This window comes from uncultured Streptococcus sp., from assembly GCF_963521865.1.
In the GTDB taxonomy this organism is placed as follows: Bacteria; Bacillota; Bacilli; order Lactobacillales; family Streptococcaceae; genus Streptococcus.
Map to the genome: position 1 here is coordinate 1 of NZ_CAUQWY010000015.1, position 16973 is coordinate 16973.

Genomic DNA, 16973 nt, shown 5'->3' on the forward strand with positions numbered 1-16973 from the left:
AGGTATGGTTCATGATACCGTAACCACGAGTCATTGACAAGAACTCAGTTGAGTATCCAATCAAACCACGCGCTGGAACAAGGAAGACCAAACGAGTTTGACCATTACCAGTTGAAATCATATCCAACATTTCACCCTTACGTTCAGAAAGGCTTTGGATAACAGATCCTTGGTATTCTTCTGGAGTGTCGATTTGAACACGTTCAAATGGTTCACATTTAACACCGTCGATTTCTTTTACGATAACCTCTGGACGAGATACTTGAAGTTCATATCCCTCACGACGCATTGTTTCGATAAGGATTGACAAGTGCAATTCTCCACGTCCTGAAACAGTCCATTTATCTGGTGAATCAGTTGGGTCAACACGAAGGGAAACGTCTGTTTGCAATTCTGCCTGCAAACGTTCTTCCACCTTACGAGAAGTCACCCATTTACCTTCTTTACCAGCAAATGGTGAGTTGTTAACCAAGAAAGTCATTTGAAGAGTTGGCTCATCGATGTGTAGGATTGGAAGAGCTTCAATTGCGTCTGTCGGAGTAATAGTTTCACCGACAAAGATGTCTTCCATACCTGAAACAGCAATTAAGTCACCCGCTTTAGCTTCTTGGATTTCACGACGTTCCAAACCAAAGAAACCGAAGAGTTTTGTAACACGGAAGTTTTTAGTTGTGCCATCAAGTTTAGAAAGGGTAACTTGGTCCCCAACCTTAACAGTACCACGGAAGACACGACCGATACCGATACGTCCAACGAAGTCGTTGTAGTCCAAAAGTGACACTTGGAACTGCAAAGGCTCATCTGAGTTATCTACTGGAGCTGGGATATGATCGATAATTGTGTCAAAGATTGGTGCCATAGTAGCTTCTTGGTCAGCTGGATCATCTGATAATGAAGAAGTTCCGTTGATTGCTGAAGCATAAACCACTGGGAAATCAAGCTGGTCGTCATCTGCACCAAGCTCGATGAAAAGTTCCAATACTTCGTCCACTACTTCTGCTGGACGAGCTGATGGTTTATCGATTTTGTTAACAACCACGATTGGAACAAGGTCTTGTTCCAAGGCTTTTTTCAATACGAAACGAGTCTGTGGCATTGTTCCTTCGTAAGCATCTACGACCAAGACAACACCGTCAACCATTTTCATGATACGCTCAACTTCTCCACCGAAGTCCGCGTGTCCTGGTGTGTCCATGATGTTAATACGAGTTCCGTTGTAGGCAACGGCTGTATTTTTAGCAAGGATGGTAATTCCACGCTCTTTTTCGATATCGTTTGAGTCCATAGCACGCTCAGCCAATTCAGTACGTGCATCAAGCGTTTCTGATTGTTTCAACAATTCGTCAACGAGGGTTGTTTTACCGTGGTCAACGTGGGCGATAATCGCAATGTTACGGATATCTTCTCTTAATTTTGTCATGATTTCCTCTATAGTATTCAAAATTTATTTTCTAACTGAACGATTATACCATATTTTCAAGTAAATAACATAACTCAAGCAAGTGTAAATGTTTTCACTCTGCTTTTCTTTTCACGTCAAGTCTTTTCAAAGCAAACAACTTATGATAAGATAGGCACAGTATGCGTTTAGATAATTTATTAGCCCAAGAAAAAATCAGTCGAAAGGCCATGAAGCAAGCCTTACTTAAAGGAGAAATTCTAGTCGATGGTTGCCCAGCCCGCTCCCTAGCCCAAAATATCGATACAGGACTACAAGAACTCCTTTTTCAGGACCGAATCATTCAAGGCTATGAGCACACCTACCTTATGCTTCATAAATCTGCTGGTGTCGTTACAGCCAATAAAGATAGGAAACTTCCAACCGTCATGGACCTGCTGTCACCTGACATCCAGTCTGACAAGCTCTATGCCGTCGGTCGACTGGACCGAGATACGACTGGTCTCCTCCTCGTGACCGATAACGGTCCCTTGGGCTTTCAGCTCCTCCATCCCCAATATCATGTCGATAAGACTTATCAAGTTGAGGTTAATGGCCTCCTGACACCTGCCCATATCCAAACCTTTCAAAAAGGAATTGTCTTTTTAGATGGCACTATCTGTAAACCTGCTAGGCTAGAGATTCTATCCGCTAGTCCTTCCCTCAGCCAAGCCTCTATCACCATTTCAGAGGGAAAATTTCATCAAGTCAAGAAAATGTTCCTCTCGGTTGGTGTCAAGGTCACCTCCCTCAAACGTACCCATTTTGGCCCTTGGAGTTTGGATGACAATCTTCAAGAGGGAGACTATCGCCCCCTCAACTCCCAAGAATTAGCAAGCATTCGTGTCTTTCTCAGAAAAAGTGGTTAAAAAATGAGCTCGGAAACATCCAAGCTCATTTTCTTATTTCTCAACTTTGATTTTCCCTTTCCAAGAATCCAAACCATAAGAAAGGATATAAATCTCAGAAAAACCTTGTTTTTTCAAGTAAAGGGCTGCATTTGTCACACGTTGCGCACGTTGGTTTTCGTAAAGAAGGACTGGTTTATCCTTACGAAGAGCTACAAGACTAGTCTTCAACTGACTTGAAGGAATATTGCGAGCTCCAAGGATATGTTTTCTGTGGAATTCAGCGGGGTCGCGCAAATCAATCAATTGACCCGTACGAATCAAGGCTTCAAACTCCTCATTGTCTACGATTTTAGCCGCACGTCGAATACGCAGATAATTAAAGCCCATCCATGCCAACATTGCTAGTATAAGTGCCCACAAAATCCAAGTAACCATTAGTTCTTTTCTCCATTTTTCTCAATATAATCCAATTCTACCTTGTGCTCTCTGCGAAGAACCGCTTCTGCTTCTAGATAGTCTAATTTGTCCATCAACCCTGCATCGTAAATCCGAGAGAGTTCCAGCTTCATCAGTTCAATATCATATAAGCGTTTTCCCATGTAAACAATAATACCAAATCGTTTGAGGAATTGCTGCACATCATAGAATGTTTTCATAAGACTCATTCTAGCAAATTTTTGTGTTTTTTTCAAGAAGAGACTTACACAAGAAGTAGCACAGAAATTAAAAAAGCTGCATCTTCTGCAACTTTTTAATCTGGTGGGAAATATCCCAACTGCTCAGCGATGTGAATCGCCTCCTGCCTGTTAGCCACTCCTAATTTTGAAAAGATATTGGTCAAGTGATTAGAAACTGTACGTTTACTCACATAGACCTTGTCACAGACATCATCAATAGTCAAGCCATTTCTAACCAGTTCTAGTATCTCGATTTCTCGTGGTGTTAGCACCTCTACCATCACTTCATCTGAAAAGACCTTACCTCCTAGATAAATCTTTTCCAGTTTTTTCACTAACTCATCTGGATCCATACTTTTATCTAGAAAGCCATAAGCTCCCATAGCTTTAGCTCGGTGTTCATACATTTTTTTACTGTAACCTGTCAAAATCACAACCTTACTAGAACAACCATTGTCGATAATCTCTTGTGCCAAGGTCAGCCCATCATCTTGATACAGACTCGTCAGGTTGATATCAATCAAAATAATGTCATAGTCATTAAAAGCAATCTCCGAAATAGTCGAAAAATCATCCACTAACTGGACCTTTTTAATGTTTTCCGATAACTCTAAAATCATCTTGATACTTTGGCTAAATAATTTATGATCATCAATTAACAAAATTTTCATAACACAACTCCTTATCAATCGGGAGAGTAATTTCTACACGAAATCTCTTATTATTTTCAAAAATCTGCATTTGACCACCTAAAACACTAATTTTATGAGACATATTTTTCAAGCCATAACCTAAGGATTTTTCTGTTTGAAGGCAGTTATTTTCAGAAATGATAAAAATAGCGTCATCATGCACATCAATCTTCAAAAAAATCCTTCCACCACTAGCGTACTTAACGGCATTGGTCGCCAACTCCTCAACCAGACGATAGGCAATTTTATCGTAAGGAGGTAAAAGTCTAAAGTGGGCAGGAAACTGTGTGACGACTTCATTTTCTGCGTGATAGCGCTTGACAATCCGATTAATCAGCCCTTGATACTGGATGTCTAACTGCTCGTCTGTTTCTACCATTGGCTGATAATAATCCATCCGCTCGCGAATCCGCTGAACCAACTCCTCTGTCACCAGATTGATCTGTTCACCAAAAGCTTGATTGCTACTATATTTATTGAAATTTTTTATTGCCATCACATTTTGCAGGATTTCATTGTGAAGAAATTCGGAGAACTGTTGTTCTGTGTCTTCATTTGCCAGCAGACTTTTCACCATACGGTTACGCTTTAAAAAGAGAACTTTTACATAATCCCTAGCATCTAGCATTTCAGCAGAACGAAAAAGGCGAATCAATTCTTCCGAACAAATCCCGAACAATAGTAACATGATATTCAATACCAAAAAGCTCGTGTTTAAGTCTAAATGAAAGATGATGAAAATGCCTACTAACAAAAACATAACCAGTAAAAACAAGCGTGAAAAAGCTTTTATATAGGACAACTTCAACTCTACTACCTTTTTCTGAAGAGAGTTAATAATTGTTTTGAGATGCAAAAAAGCAAGTATTCCAATAATCTCAAGATACCAGACTAGGTTCATCACTCCTGAGCCCCTCGTATTGATATACAAAAAGAAATAAGAAAGAGGCAATATTAAAGCTAATATCCACAAATTTCGTCTCTGATACTTGAGTTTACTTTTCAACTCTTTATGATATAAAATCAGTAAAATCAAGGGAACAAGGTTTAAAAAGAAAGACGCAAACAAAGACAGAAATAGAAAAATTGAAGGACTTAACAGATACGAACTAATGGTGATTAGTGTCAACACAAAAGACACACTCAACAGTTCTTCTCCTATTTTCTCTCCCAGAAAGATAATAGACAGAGAACTATACACCAATAAAAAAGAGTTGAGCGGATGAAGAATATCAAAAAAGTGCAATAGGGTGCTCGCAACTCCTTGATTAAATATGGATTGCCAGCTAATGAGAAATATCATCAGGAGCAACCAAAGTTTCAACTCACTATACCGAAAGGTCACAATATTACAAATATAACTAAATGCAATTAAAGCAATAATCAGCAATAAAACCATCTGCAAGGAAAAATCTGTCGAAAAGTCCAGAGGAATCCTATAATAAATATAAATCATTAAAGCTAGATGATTAAAAATCGTCAACCACCACAATAAAAGTGAGTTTTTCGAGAGCGATTTGACAAACTGTTTCATATGTATCCACTTCCTGAACTACTTTAATATCATTATAACACAATACCAGAATTGTCGGATAGGCAACTCTGGTATTTGACTTAATTTTCAATAATTTGCCAACTTACTCTGTAAGTCACTAGCAGGTAAAGGACAAATAGTAAGACCGCTACTCCCAGATAGGTGATATCAATAGAAATGCTGGTATTAGCGAAATTCTCAAAATAGCCCAAAAGAGCAGTACTCAAGGCAAATGCTAGTGGACCTGCGATGACCAGCGGAACCAAGAAATAACTTAGAATCTGTTGCAAAAGAATAGAGCGATTTTGCTTCCTCTTATTCCCAAGAAGGTATAAGATTTGATAATCATTGACACTATCCAAAGCACTTGTAGAAGTTTGAAGGGACAAGATACTGAGGGAAATAATGATAAAAATAACACTGACAAAAATCATGACAAAGACAATGACGCCCATAAATCCAAGGTAAACCTCAAAAATACTTCCTTTCGTTTGATAGGTGAACGAATTCAACTCTGCTCCATCACGAGTGAAGTAGTATTTTTCAATCCACTGACTCAAGAATGTTTCTACTTCCCGTTTGTCAATGTTTTCTTTGAAATTGGCAACATAGGTCGTGTGGTCTTCCGTCAATCCAACCACTACCGTATCTGGTACAATCAAGGTTCCTGAGTCATTTGTAGTTACTGAAGATAAAAAGTAAACTGTTTCAAGTGGCTTTGAAGAGGCAAGGTTGAGAGAATGACCGTTAATCATGAGGGTTTTTGTCGTTGATAGAAAGTCCTGAATCTGCTTGGCAGTTCCTTTATAATTGGCATTGACTAGAAATTGGTCTTCTGCCAAGTCAACCGCTTTTTTCCCTTGCAGTTTGCGGAGATGATTGTAGGCAGAAATTCCTAAAATCGGTACTTTTGATTCAGGAAGTTTCTTATCATGCTCCCAGAGATTGCTAGTATCAATCAAATCTTTATAAGTTACATCACTAGAATAGATAGGGCAGCTGTACTCCTCTTTGATGAGGTTAAAGTCAAAGCCATCGGCTTTCAATCTGTCTTTGACAGATTCCTGAGAAAATTGAAACTCTTTACCACGGTAGAGATTGACAGTTACATCATAAGGTGAGTATTTGTTCAGCTCTCGGTTCATAGTCGTATAGGCACTACCACTAAAAACGAGTAAGCTGAGAGCCAGTGTCAAGGTCAAGGATAAGACTGCCAACGTGACCGAATTACTATCAGCTTGTTTTGAAAATTGACGAATTTTAAAACTGTTTAGTTTGTTATAGTAGGTTTGAGGCAGTTTTCTAAGGGAAACCAAGATAAAATGGCTCAAGGTATTGTAAAATAAAATCACAAAAATCACGAAGACAGATACCAGCAAGATACCCCAACTTTTCAAGAGTGATAGATGGTGATAGTCTGAAAAATAGAGAGCACCAAAACCAATAACAGCTGTCGAAAGAATAAAGAGAAGTGCTTGAAGAACTGGCTTGCCTTTTTCCAAGACAGATTTCTTGACCCCATTTTCTTGAATGAGTGCAATGATATTTTGCTTTCTAAAGGTAAGAATGTCCATGACACCAACAATAAGACTGGTTACCAAATAGGAATAAACTAGTAAGATTACAGACTTGCTATCAAAGAAAAACAGACTACCAAAGTAATTGGCCATAAAAAACTCAGATGCAATCTTAGCTAGAATGACCAGTAAGATCACTCCAAGCAAGAAACCTAGAATCAAGGAAAAGATATTGACCAGCATGGTTTCAAAGAACAGGGTACGGATAATCTGCTTCTTCTTCATTCCCAGCGTTGCATAAAGTCCCAGCTCTTTCTTACGCCGTCCCAGGACAAAGTTTGTGGAATAAACGACGAGAAAGGCAATCGCCGATAGAATCAGATAGGAAAGCAAGCCCATGTACTGACTCATCACCGTCGTCAACATTTCCTTTGCTCCTGATAAACTTTGCATCACTGGATGGCTTGGTAAAGCATTAAAAGCGTAGAGCAAGCTATAAATCAAGGTCAGACTGAAAAAATAGATGGTATAGGTCTGTAAATTTCGAAATACATTTCGTAAAATCAATTTTGGATACATACTCTCCCCCTCCTATCTGGTACGGCTGTAAATCTCTTGCAAATACTGTTCATTAGATAAGCTGTTACGTTCCAAATCATCCATAATCTTTCCATCGCTAAGTAGCACCATCCGTGAAGAGTACTTGGCTGCGGCAGGGTCATGCGTAACCAGTAAAATGGTAATACCAAAACTTTTATTGATTTCCTGCAAAAGCGCCATCAGTTTTTCAGAATTGGCAGAGTCCAAGGCTCCTGTCGGCTCATCTGCGATAATCAGTTTAGAATCATCAATCAAGGCTCTAGCAGTTGCCACACGTTGTCGCTGACCACCTGATAACTGATTAGGAAACTTATCTTTTAAGTTTTGGATATCCAACTTATCCAAAATTTCCTCAATCTTATCCTGATGTTTTTTGATATTTTTCCCCTGAATTTGAAGAGGTAGAACGATATTTTCATAGACCGTCAAGGTTTCCACCAGGTTGTAGGCTTGGAAAATATAGGAAATGTTTTTAGCACGATAGTCAGCTAGTTCATTTTCCTTGGCATGGATGATGTCAAAATCTTCAAATCGAATCTCACCTGATGTTGGTTTATCAATCGTTGAAATACAGTTGAGAAGTGTTGTTTTTCCACTACCACTAGCCCCCATAATTGCCAGAAATTCACCTTTTTCAACGGACAAGTTCACATCTAATAATGCATGAACGATATTATCCCCTTGACCAAATGTTTTCGTTAATCCTGTCACGATAAGCTGTTTCATCATTTCATTCCTCCGTTTCTTTATTACGCTCTCATTATACGGTTTCTTTCAAGGTTTGCCATGAGTATTTTGTGCAATATATTCAAGTTATAAAAAAACCGATGCCTTTTTCAGGTATCGGTCGATGTTGATTATTTGCGATCGTTTCTTTTTTTCATAAAGTAAACAATCCCTATGACAACAACTCCTAAGACCAGTACAGGTGCATAGAATTCTAGTGTTCCAATAATTCCTTCCATTTTATCCTCCTGTCAAAAAATAGAGAGTTTTATCCACAGCGCACGTTTGGCGAAATGCATTCATAAGAATATGTAAACCACCAACCACAGCGCCCCTGTGCTGTTAATCTAACATCCGTACGCCACACAGCAGCGGATTTACCATCTAATTCTTGGCTATTAATTTCCATAATCCAAAGAATCAATCTCAAAGTTGTCTTGTTTTATTTGTATTTCTCCCGTAAATATAACACCAAATCAAAATGTTGTCAATGTTTTGTAATAAAACACTAGAATTTTCCTTTTGTTTTATCTAACAGAGAACATTATTTGTCGTACACTCATAGAAACAGGTGAAACACAATCCACAGCGGTCTGCTAGTGTCATTTTAAAAGCTGTGTACCACTAGCTTGTAATTTCCCGAAAAGTTCTTGGTTTTCAACCTCGAAACTTAGAGAATCAATCTCTGGACGACTTGTATTTTTAGCCATAAGGTTGCTTCCTTCTTTTAGATGATCATCTTTACAGTAACTAGTATAAACTCTAGTATTGGATAAGTAATGAGTAAATCGTGCAAATTTCTTATTTTCGAGTAAAATTTTTAATCTTATTTACTAAATGGTTTAGAAATTTCTTCTTAACTACTTTACAGAGACCCACACACTCCCCCTGATTTTCCTATCTTCTTTGGCGATTCTGACGCAAGTGTGGTACAATAAAAACATGAGAATTCAACAATTACATTATATTATCAAAATCGTCGAAACTGGCTCTATGAATGAGGCAGCCAAGCAACTCTTCATCACTCAGCCAAGTCTTTCCAATGCAGTGAGAGATTTGGAAAATGAAATGGGCATTGAAATCTTTATCCGCAATCCCAAGGGCATCACCTTGACCCGTGATGGGATGGAGTTTCTCTCTTATGCCCGTCAGGTTGTCGAGCAGACCCAGCTTCTGGAAGAACGTTATAAAAATCCTGTCGCCCACCGCGAACTCTTTAGCGTTTCGTCTCAACACTATGCCTTTGTGGTCAATGCATTTGTCTCTCTGCTCAAGAAAAGTGATATGGAGAAATACGAGCTCTTCCTTCGTGAAACTCGGACTTGGGAGATTATCGACGACGTCAAGAACTTCCGTAGTGAGGTCGGTGTCCTATTTTTGAACAGCTACAACCGTGATGTTTTAACCAAAATGCTGGATGACAACCACCTACTGGCTCACCATCTTTTCACAGCCCAACCCCATATCTTTGTCAGCAAGACCAACCCTCTGGCAAAGAAAGACAAGGTGAAACTGTCTGATTTGGAAAACTTCCCTTACCTCAGCTATGACCAAGGGACGCACAATTCCTTCTACTTCTCAGAAGAGATTCTTTCCCAAGAGCATCATAAAAAATCCATCGTGGTCAGTGACCGTGCTACCCTTTTTAATCTCTTGATTGGTTTGGATGGTTACACCATTGCGACAGGGATTTTGAACAGCAACCTCAACGGAGACAATATCGTTTCTATCCCATTGGATATTGACGACTCTATTGAGCTAGTCTATATCCAGCATGAAAAAACCAGCCTATCCAAGATGGGCGAACGCTTTATCGACTATCTCCTAGAAGAAGTCCAGTTTGATAGTTGATACTCTTCGAAAATCTCTTCAAACCACGTCAGCGTCGCCTTACCGTACTCAAGTACAGCCTGCGGCTAGCTTCCTAGTTTGCTCTTTGATTTTCATTGAGTATGAGAATCACTCTAAATCGAATAACCTAAAAACCTCAAGAACCAGTTTTCAACCCTAGTTCTCGAGGTTTTTTAGTTTTTACAATCCGTGTCTGTAATTAAATGCATGTGCTTCAATTTCTTCGATAGTATCTGGGAAACGTTGCACTAATCTAGCTTTTAATAATTTTTTCAAACTTGCTTGTGGTGTCAATTCTCCCACTTCTAAAGCATGTCTTATATACTCCCTAATTTTCCAGTATTGTTTAACGTCTTCTATCAATAATCTTTGAAATTTTTTAGGTCGTGCAAATATCAACCTAACTACAAAAACAAACGCTGAAAATCCTAATACCGAACCAATATCTGATAAACCGATTGGAACACTTAATAACAAGACGATAAAAGCTGTAAATAATGGATGTCTTTTAATAAAGTTCACTAGTTTCTCACCATTAAATTCCTTTGTTAAATATTGAACATCCTTTTGTAATACGGAAATATTTATTCCACTAGCTTTCTCAGGGAAAGGGTAGTGTTTAGCTCTTAAATGACCATCGACTTCTAAATGACACAAATCTTCACGTACAATTGGGTCAAAAAATCTAGCTTGATAATTTTTAAACTTTGTAGCTGCTCTCTCCTCAGCTGCTGACAATGTTTTTTGGATACCTATTTTTGTTGCTGCATGTCCTAGTGTTAAACCAGAACTAACTTTTAGTGAGTCTGTAAATAATCCCATTTTTTCATTTTCCTTTTCTTTTTTCCTTATTTTACCCACTTACCTAAGCCATCTACTTGGTAGCCATCTGGGGTACGTTCGCTAACTGCCATCTTACCATTTGACTTGAGATAGTAGTCACCTACCCATGTGTTACGAGCATAGCTGCCTTCTGATGTTAGGTAATAGTAAGATTGGTAGCTGCTATCATAGATCCACTCACTCTTAGCCATTTTACCATCTGATTTAAGGTAGTAACTTCCAGCCCAGGCATTACGTGCATAGCTACCCTCTGCTGTCAAGTAATAGTATGATTTATAGTTATTGTCATAAATCCACTCGCTCTTAGCCATGTAGCCACCTGACTTGAGATAGTAGTTACCTGACCAAGCATTCTGAACAAAGTTACCTGAAGCATTTAGGTAGAAGTATGAATTGTACTGAATATCAAAAATCCATTGATTGACGACTTTAACACCAGCTTTATAGTAAGAAGAACCTGACCAGCCAGTTTGACCTGAGTTAGAGTTAGTAGTTTGTTTTTGAGTTCCAGTAGCTTTTGGTGTCTCTACCTTCTTAATAGGATAATATTCCTTATCTGATATTCTAAAAATTTCTGAACGTCCAAAATAACGTTTTCCAAAATCATCTACACTATATATATCTAAATAATAATTGCCATCCTCTACTAGAAGTAAATTAATACCCGACTGTAATCTATTCTTACCATCAAATTTACCAAAATAATGCGATTCAGTCAAAGTTCCAGTACTCTCATTAACTATATCAAAATAAAGAGAAGTGCTATCATTAACGTTGGAACTTCTTTGTAGGTCAACTAAAAGAGTAGCTGATGTAGAACCTCCCGCTGTCGGTATCAAGGTGATTTTCAAAGGATTTTGAGTATCCTTGACACTCATATCTGTTAAGGCATGAACCTCCATTGGTTTAGAAGTCATAAGACCTACTGATAACAACGAACCTGCTAATAAAGAACTAACTAATATTTTTTTATTTTTCATGATTTCAAATTCCTTTTCTCATCCTTATCCTACCCACTCACCGTTGGCATTGACCATATAACCATCTGGTGTAGTGGTGTTTACTGCTAGAGCTCCTGAACTGTAGGCGTAGTACCATTTACCAGAAACTGTAAACCAGCCTGTTTTCATAGCACCTGACTGGTCAAGATAATACCATGAGCCATTTTCTTTAACCCAGCCTGTAGCCAGTGAACCTGAGTTATTCAAATAGTACCATGAGCCATTATCTTTAACCCAACCTGTAGCCAGTGAACCTGTTTCATTCAAGTAATACCATGTGCCACCAGTCTTGACCCAGCCTGTAGCCAGTGAACCTGTTTCATTCAAGTAATACCATGTGCCACCAGTTTTGACCCAGCCAGTTTGCATCCAACCTGCGTGGTCAAAGTAGTACCATGTACCCTTAATTTGTTCCCAACCGTTGGTTGTATATGAACCGTCAGCATGTTTGTACCACCAGCGACCAGCTGACTCAATCCAGTTACCAGCTTGTGAAGCTTTTGAGTCTTCTACTTTCTTGAGTTTTGTATCTGTTTTCTTATCCGCTTGTTTCCCTGCAAGATACTCCAGATACCAATCTGATAAATTGTAATAGTCCTTTCTTTCAGCCTTAACCAACTTATCAAACTCTTTTTGGATTTCAACTAATTTAGCTTGTTCAGCTTTCAATTTAGCTGTAACTGCGTCCAATTTATCTTGTGCCAATTTTGCAGCAGATTTTGCTTGAGTCAATTTTGCTTCTAAATCAGCTACTTTTGCTTGCGCATCTGCAAGATTTTTGTCTGCGTTTAGATAAGCACTCAATTCTGTTGCAATTGCTTTAGCATCTGATACCAATTGGTCTTTTTCTGCATGGAGCTTCGCTTGTTCAGTTTGAAGAGCAGTCAACTTGTTTTCTTCTGCTTGCAATTTTGCTTGCGCAGTTGTAAGTGCAGTTTCAGCATCTTTTTGAGCAGTTTTGGCTGTAGCTAGTTCGTCTTTAGCTGTTTCAAGAGCAGTTTGTTTTTCTGCTTGGCTTCTTGAGAAGTTTTCAACAGCTTTTTCAGCAGTTGCTTTACGTTCTTGTGCATTTTTCAAAGCAAGGTTTGCCAATTGCAAGTTCTTTTCAGCAACTTCTGTTTGAAGTGGACTAGCTGTTTTGCTTGCCAATTCTTTTTCAGCGTCTGTTTTAGCTTCAAGTGCAGAAGCATATTTGCGTGAAGCTGTTGCCAATTCTGCTTTAGCGTTTGCAAGAGCTGTTTGAGCTTGACTGTTTTGTTTTTGTGCTTCAGCTAGTTTTGCTTCAAGTTGGGCAAGGTCTTGGTTAAGGTTGATTTTGTATGTACCTTTGGTATCTTTGCTACCAAATGAGTTGACAAACCAACGTCTGCCGTTGATGTTTGCGACTGTCATAGCAATACCACCACCAGTTAGGTTGTTAGCTGCGTGTCCCCAATTTGATTCGTCATCAAGGAATGAATATCTTTTAAAAGCATCTAACACAGCATATTTCAAATCAAGCATTGTTGTTGCACTATTACCATGAACAGTGGCTAGATTTTCATTCCCAATGTTATCTTTAAGGTGACCAGCTACAGCAGGGTCAGTTCCACGAGCTTCATAACCTTTAGCTCTTTGTTTACTGTAGTCAAGAGTATCTTGAGCAACGTATGTTGCAGATTTATATGTTTCTGGGTATCCCATGTTGTCTTGTAAAGCATGGATCAATTTAGCATAAAAATCACTAATTTCAATAATTTGGGCATCTGTTAAATGGTCAATATCAACTTTGCGATTCGCATCGTTTTTATTGAAGTCAACTGTGAGAGCGTTATGCATTTTTGCTCCCATTGTCAACATTAGTTCATCAGCTTTACCTTTATTTTTATAACGATTACGGATATAATAGCTTGAAGCATCTTTAAATGTAATATCGTTTTTATCAAGACCATAGTAAGCTTTTTCTTCATCTGTTAAATGGTGAACTGGATTTCCCATATGAATGACAGCTTCACCAGAGCGAGCTTTTTCCACATCCAAGGCAGTTTGAGCTTCTTTTTCTTTAGACGCTGTAGCATCTGCTTTTTCTTGGATAGAATCAACTTTATTTTGGTCGGCGTCCATCATTTCTTTAGCTAATTTCAATGCGTCATTTTTGACATTCACATTGTTCTCAGCTTGTTTGATGGCATCTGCGCGGTTGCTATCTGCTTTCTTAGCAGTTTCGACAGCTTTTGTTGCGCTTGAGATATTCGTATTTGCTTGTTCAATATCTTTTTCAGCTTGGGCAAGTGAGGCTTTAGCTTCACCAAGTCCTGAACCATTTAGCGCGTCTTCAGCTGATTTTACATTCGCTTCTTTAGCGGTTACTGTTTTATCCGCTTCAGCTTTCTTACTTGTTGCGCTTGCAAGGTTAGCTGTTTCACTTGCTACAGTTTCAGTTTGAGCTTTAATCGCTTCAGTAGACGCTTCAGTTGCTGTTTGATTGGCTTCTTGAGCTTTTACATTAGCATCTTGTTTAGCTTTTGTAGCAGTGATATTTTCTTCTGTAGCATTGGCTTTAACAGCTTCCGCTGACTTCAAGTTCTCTTTAGCGCTTGTCAAAGCAGTTTCAGTAGTTGTGACAACTTTGTTAGCAGAAGTAGCTTCAGCGGTTGCTGTTTGGCTCTCAGCTTCAACTTGTTTAACAGTAGATTCTTGAGCATCAAGAGCAGGCTTGACATCAGAAGATTTCTTCACTTCTGGTTTTGCATCAGCTACAGGTTTTGAAACAAGAGCTGGTTCATTGACAGCAGTAGTGTCAACTGCTGTTGTAGTAGTTGCTTCCTGAGCAAATGCAGGCACACCAACAGACGCAAGCGCAATAGCTGTTGAAGTTGTGAGGGTTTTCAGTTTCTTCATCATTTTCTCCTTTGATGGCTGATAGATTAGGATTGAGTGGTAAGTCAATCCTTGTTATACTAGTATAACAAGCTCACTTTATCTCCCATCCCTTCCCTATCATACCATAATAGATATCTAAATTTTTCGTCATTTAAACTATAGTTTCAATCTTGTTCATAAAAACAAAGAATAGCATAGAATTCTAATATTTTGTAACTATAGTTTTCTTTCTCCTTTTTTTCTCTAAAATTTTGTATAATAGTTTTAGAAGGATTTTAAAGTAGTTGACTTATCTAAACTAGAATTGAAACAGGTAGTAGGTGCGTAAATCCTAGAAAAATGCTATAATTATTTTATGGAAGAGTTAAACTTTAATAAGGAGTTTAGCAGTACAAAAATTTGGTATCACGGAACAACATCTACTCAAGTTGCTTCTTTAAAAGATGGAATAGATGTTTATCATAGTAAACGTAACTGTGATTTTGGTATAGGATTTTATGTGACATCTAAGCTCAGCCAAGCAATTAAATGGGCTCAGCGGAAAACAAAAGATGAAATTCCTTTTAATCCGAATGTAAAATCGGTTGTTCTAAGTTATCAATTTCAAGAACTTGATAATTCTGAAACTAAAATTTTTGAAATTGACAAAGAATACTTTCAGTTTGTTTATAAAAATAGATTGGAGTTAGATGCTAAGTCTGGAAATAATATTCATCATTTTTCAGCAGTATTTGGTCCAGTTCTTGATGGTCAAGTTACACGATTGAAAGAAACGTTAGATAATTATTTCCAAGGATTGAATACCTTAGAACAAACTGCTAAAATTCTTTTGGGAAAATATCAGGATGATACGCAATTGTGTATATGTAGTCAAAAAATTGCAGATAAACTAACCCTAGTTAAGGAGGAAACGATATGATTTTGTCAAATGAAAAACAAACTCTCAGAGCTGAAGTAGAACAGTTTTTAAGGAATAATTATCATATTGCTCCTGATACTGTTTCTCCTGTTACAAATGTCGTATTGGAAAACTGGTTTGAAGAGTTAGATAATGGAGGTTCTCATTTAACCGCAGACCTTATAGCTGATAATATCGTAGATATTGCCCAGCGTTACTCAGTGCATTAATAAGTAATTTGAGTTTGGTTCATCAACTCTTTTTTACTATTCTCAAAAACTATTCATGACCACATTAGGAATAAATCTCTTATAGTAAGAGGTGTTAACTCTACTATAAGGAATTTATTCCTTTTTGTGTTTACAGAACTGATTGTACATTACCTATCTATTTTTTCATCATTTAAACTATAGTTTCAATCTTGTTCATAAAAACAAAAAATAGCACAGAATTCTAATATTTTGTAACTATAGTTTTCTTTCTCCATTTTTTTCTCTAAATTTTTGTATAATAGTCTTAGAAGTATGTAAGGAGACTATTTATGGAAAACCTATATCCATTTGGAGCTACATTTAAGTACCTGCGCGAAGCACGAGGCCTCAGCCTAAAGGAAGCCGCTTCAGATATCGTATCGCCACAGTTCCTTAGTCAATTTGAAAAAGGAGATAAAGGAATTTCACTTGAAAACTTTGCCAAACTGTTAATCGTTATCGGAGTTGAATGGAATGATTTTGTTCTTGCCTATGCAAATAAAGGTGGAGACTGCTTAGAATTACCAGCTATAGAATTTGGTAAGCATGTGGTCCATGAAGAAGATATCCTCACTTATATTGAAGAATACGAAAAATTATTTGATGTCTACCTAAAAGACAATCCACTTCAAGCAGAGATGATTTTCAAATCTATTAAATTAAGACATTATCCAACCATATCAAAAAGTCCTGAAACTGTTGCCAGAATTCAAAACATTATCAATCATTTAATGAAATCTGATGTCTTTAATAGTATCGAACTTGAAATTTATCGCGTCATTGTCAATCATTGTCCGATGGAACTTATTGATCATATGACCAAACAATTACTACTTATGTACAAAGAAAGTGCCAATACTGACACCTACATCCGCATTTTAAATGCTCTCACTTTCTCCGCAAAATACTTCTCTGAACTGGGTTACTATCAAAAGGCTGACGATATTATTAAAAAAATTAAATCACTTCAGACCTTCGAACGAGGCTATCTAGCTATTCCCCTCATGTTTCTAGAAGTTGAACATATTTACAATCAATTTAGATGGAATAAACCCGAGGCTATTCCCCTAGCCAAAAATCTATTTAATTATCTTCAAAGTGCAAAATTTATTGATCAGCAATACTACTCTAATTTTATTAACGCCTTCACCTATCACTGCCACGCATTAAATAAGACTGGAATTGATTTATTCTAATCGTCAAAAAAAGTTGCTCCATTTTAGGAACAACTT

Annotated in this window: 17 protein-coding genes; 5 read left to right on the plus strand and 12 right to left on the minus strand. The window is 37.8% G+C overall.

From position 1 onward, the window contains the following. A partial coding sequence (gene typA, locus RWO85_RS05415; protein WP_314414521.1) for a translational GTPase TypA occupies positions 1-1420 on the minus strand: 1420 nt, incomplete at its 3' end. 161 nt (positions 1421-1581) lie between these two features. Between typA and RWO85_RS05420 the strand changes: the two genes are divergently transcribed. Next, on the plus strand, positions 1582-2307 hold the full coding sequence (locus tag RWO85_RS05420; protein WP_314414523.1) for a 16S rRNA pseudouridine(516) synthase: 726 nt from the start codon (positions 1582-1584) through the stop codon (positions 2305-2307). Positions 2308-2340: 33 nt separating this feature from the next. Here RWO85_RS05420 and RWO85_RS05425 read toward each other — a convergent pair whose 3' ends face one another. The 8 genes from RWO85_RS05425 to slmA all read right to left on the minus strand — a co-directional run bounded on the left by RWO85_RS05425 (position 2341) and on the right by slmA (position 8444). Continuing rightward, entirely contained in the window at positions 2341-2724 is a 384-nt protein-coding gene (locus RWO85_RS05425; RefSeq protein WP_314414525.1) for a rhodanese-like domain-containing protein, read from the minus strand. After that, positions 2724-2954 (minus strand): YqgQ family protein, encoded by a 231-nt coding sequence (locus RWO85_RS05430; RefSeq protein WP_001808324.1) that lies wholly within the window; start codon positions 2952-2954, stop codon positions 2724-2726. The genes RWO85_RS05425 and RWO85_RS05430 overlap by 1 nt, the downstream gene beginning before the upstream one ends. Positions 2955-3040: 86 nt before the next feature. After that, complete coding sequence (locus RWO85_RS05435; protein WP_314414526.1) at positions 3041-3637, minus strand: response regulator transcription factor; 597 nt, start codon at positions 3635-3637, stop codon at positions 3041-3043. Beyond that, positions 3618-4346 (minus strand): ATP-binding protein, encoded by a 729-nt coding sequence (locus tag RWO85_RS05440; RefSeq protein WP_314414527.1) that lies wholly within the window; start codon positions 4344-4346, stop codon positions 3618-3620. The genes RWO85_RS05435 and RWO85_RS05440 overlap by 20 nt, the downstream gene beginning before the upstream one ends. Positions 4347-5272: 926 nt before the next feature. After that, positions 5273-7288, minus strand: coding sequence for an ABC transporter permease (locus RWO85_RS05445; protein WP_314414528.1), 2016 nt, complete (start codon positions 7286-7288; stop codon positions 5273-5275). A 12-nt stretch (positions 7289-7300) separates the two neighbouring features. Beyond that, positions 7301-8035 (minus strand): ABC transporter ATP-binding protein, encoded by a 735-nt coding sequence (locus RWO85_RS05450; protein ID WP_314414571.1) that lies wholly within the window; start codon positions 8033-8035, stop codon positions 7301-7303. A gap of 131 nt (positions 8036-8166) precedes the next feature. Then, positions 8167-8274, minus strand: coding sequence for a QVPTGV class sortase B protein-sorting domain-containing protein (locus tag RWO85_RS05455; RefSeq protein WP_004256158.1), 108 nt, complete (start codon positions 8272-8274; stop codon positions 8167-8169). A 29-nt stretch (positions 8275-8303) separates the two neighbouring features. Continuing rightward, complete coding sequence (gene slmA, locus RWO85_RS05460; protein WP_314414530.1) at positions 8304-8444, minus strand: salivaricin M family lantibiotic; 141 nt, start codon at positions 8442-8444, stop codon at positions 8304-8306. Between the two features lie 533 nt (positions 8445-8977). Here slmA and RWO85_RS05465 point away from each other — a divergent pair. Next, positions 8978-9886, plus strand: coding sequence for a LysR family transcriptional regulator (locus tag RWO85_RS05465; RefSeq protein ID WP_001222593.1), 909 nt, complete (start codon positions 8978-8980; stop codon positions 9884-9886). Between the two features lie 180 nt (positions 9887-10066). Here the strand turns inward: RWO85_RS05465 and RWO85_RS05470 are convergent, their stop codons facing one another. Genes RWO85_RS05470 through RWO85_RS05485 form a run of 3 tightly spaced genes read right to left on the minus strand, consistent with a single transcriptional unit; the run spans position 10067 to position 14610 of the window. Then, positions 10067-10708 (minus strand): hypothetical protein, encoded by a 642-nt coding sequence (locus RWO85_RS05470; protein WP_314414533.1) that lies wholly within the window; start codon positions 10706-10708, stop codon positions 10067-10069. A 26-nt stretch (positions 10709-10734) separates the two neighbouring features. Further along, positions 10735-11709 carry a choline-binding protein C gene (locus RWO85_RS05475; RefSeq protein WP_314414535.1) on the minus strand — a complete coding sequence of 325 codons (975 nt, stop codon included), beginning with the start codon at positions 11707-11709 and terminating at the stop codon, positions 10735-10737. A gap of 24 nt (positions 11710-11733) precedes the next feature. Next, positions 11734-14610 (minus strand): SEC10/PgrA surface exclusion domain-containing protein, encoded by a 2877-nt coding sequence (locus tag RWO85_RS05485; RefSeq protein WP_399553588.1) that lies wholly within the window; start codon positions 14608-14610, stop codon positions 11734-11736. A gap of 337 nt (positions 14611-14947) precedes the next feature. Here RWO85_RS05485 and RWO85_RS05490 point away from each other — a divergent pair, with 337 nt between their 5' ends. The 3 genes from RWO85_RS05490 (at position 14948) to RWO85_RS05500 (ending at position 16937) form a co-directional block, all read left to right on the plus strand. Then, positions 14948-15511, plus strand: coding sequence for a DUF3990 domain-containing protein (locus RWO85_RS05490; RefSeq protein ID WP_000391900.1), 564 nt, complete (start codon positions 14948-14950; stop codon positions 15509-15511). Then, a complete protein-coding gene (locus RWO85_RS05495) occupies positions 15508-15720 on the plus strand; it encodes a hypothetical protein (protein WP_314414537.1) in 213 nt (70 codons plus the stop codon). The genes RWO85_RS05490 and RWO85_RS05495 overlap by 4 nt, the downstream gene beginning before the upstream one ends. 311 nt (positions 15721-16031) lie before the next feature. Further along, on the plus strand, positions 16032-16937 hold the full coding sequence (locus RWO85_RS05500) for a helix-turn-helix transcriptional regulator (protein ID WP_296172493.1): 906 nt from the start codon (positions 16032-16034) through the stop codon (positions 16935-16937). Positions 16938-16973: the final 36 nt, after the last annotated feature.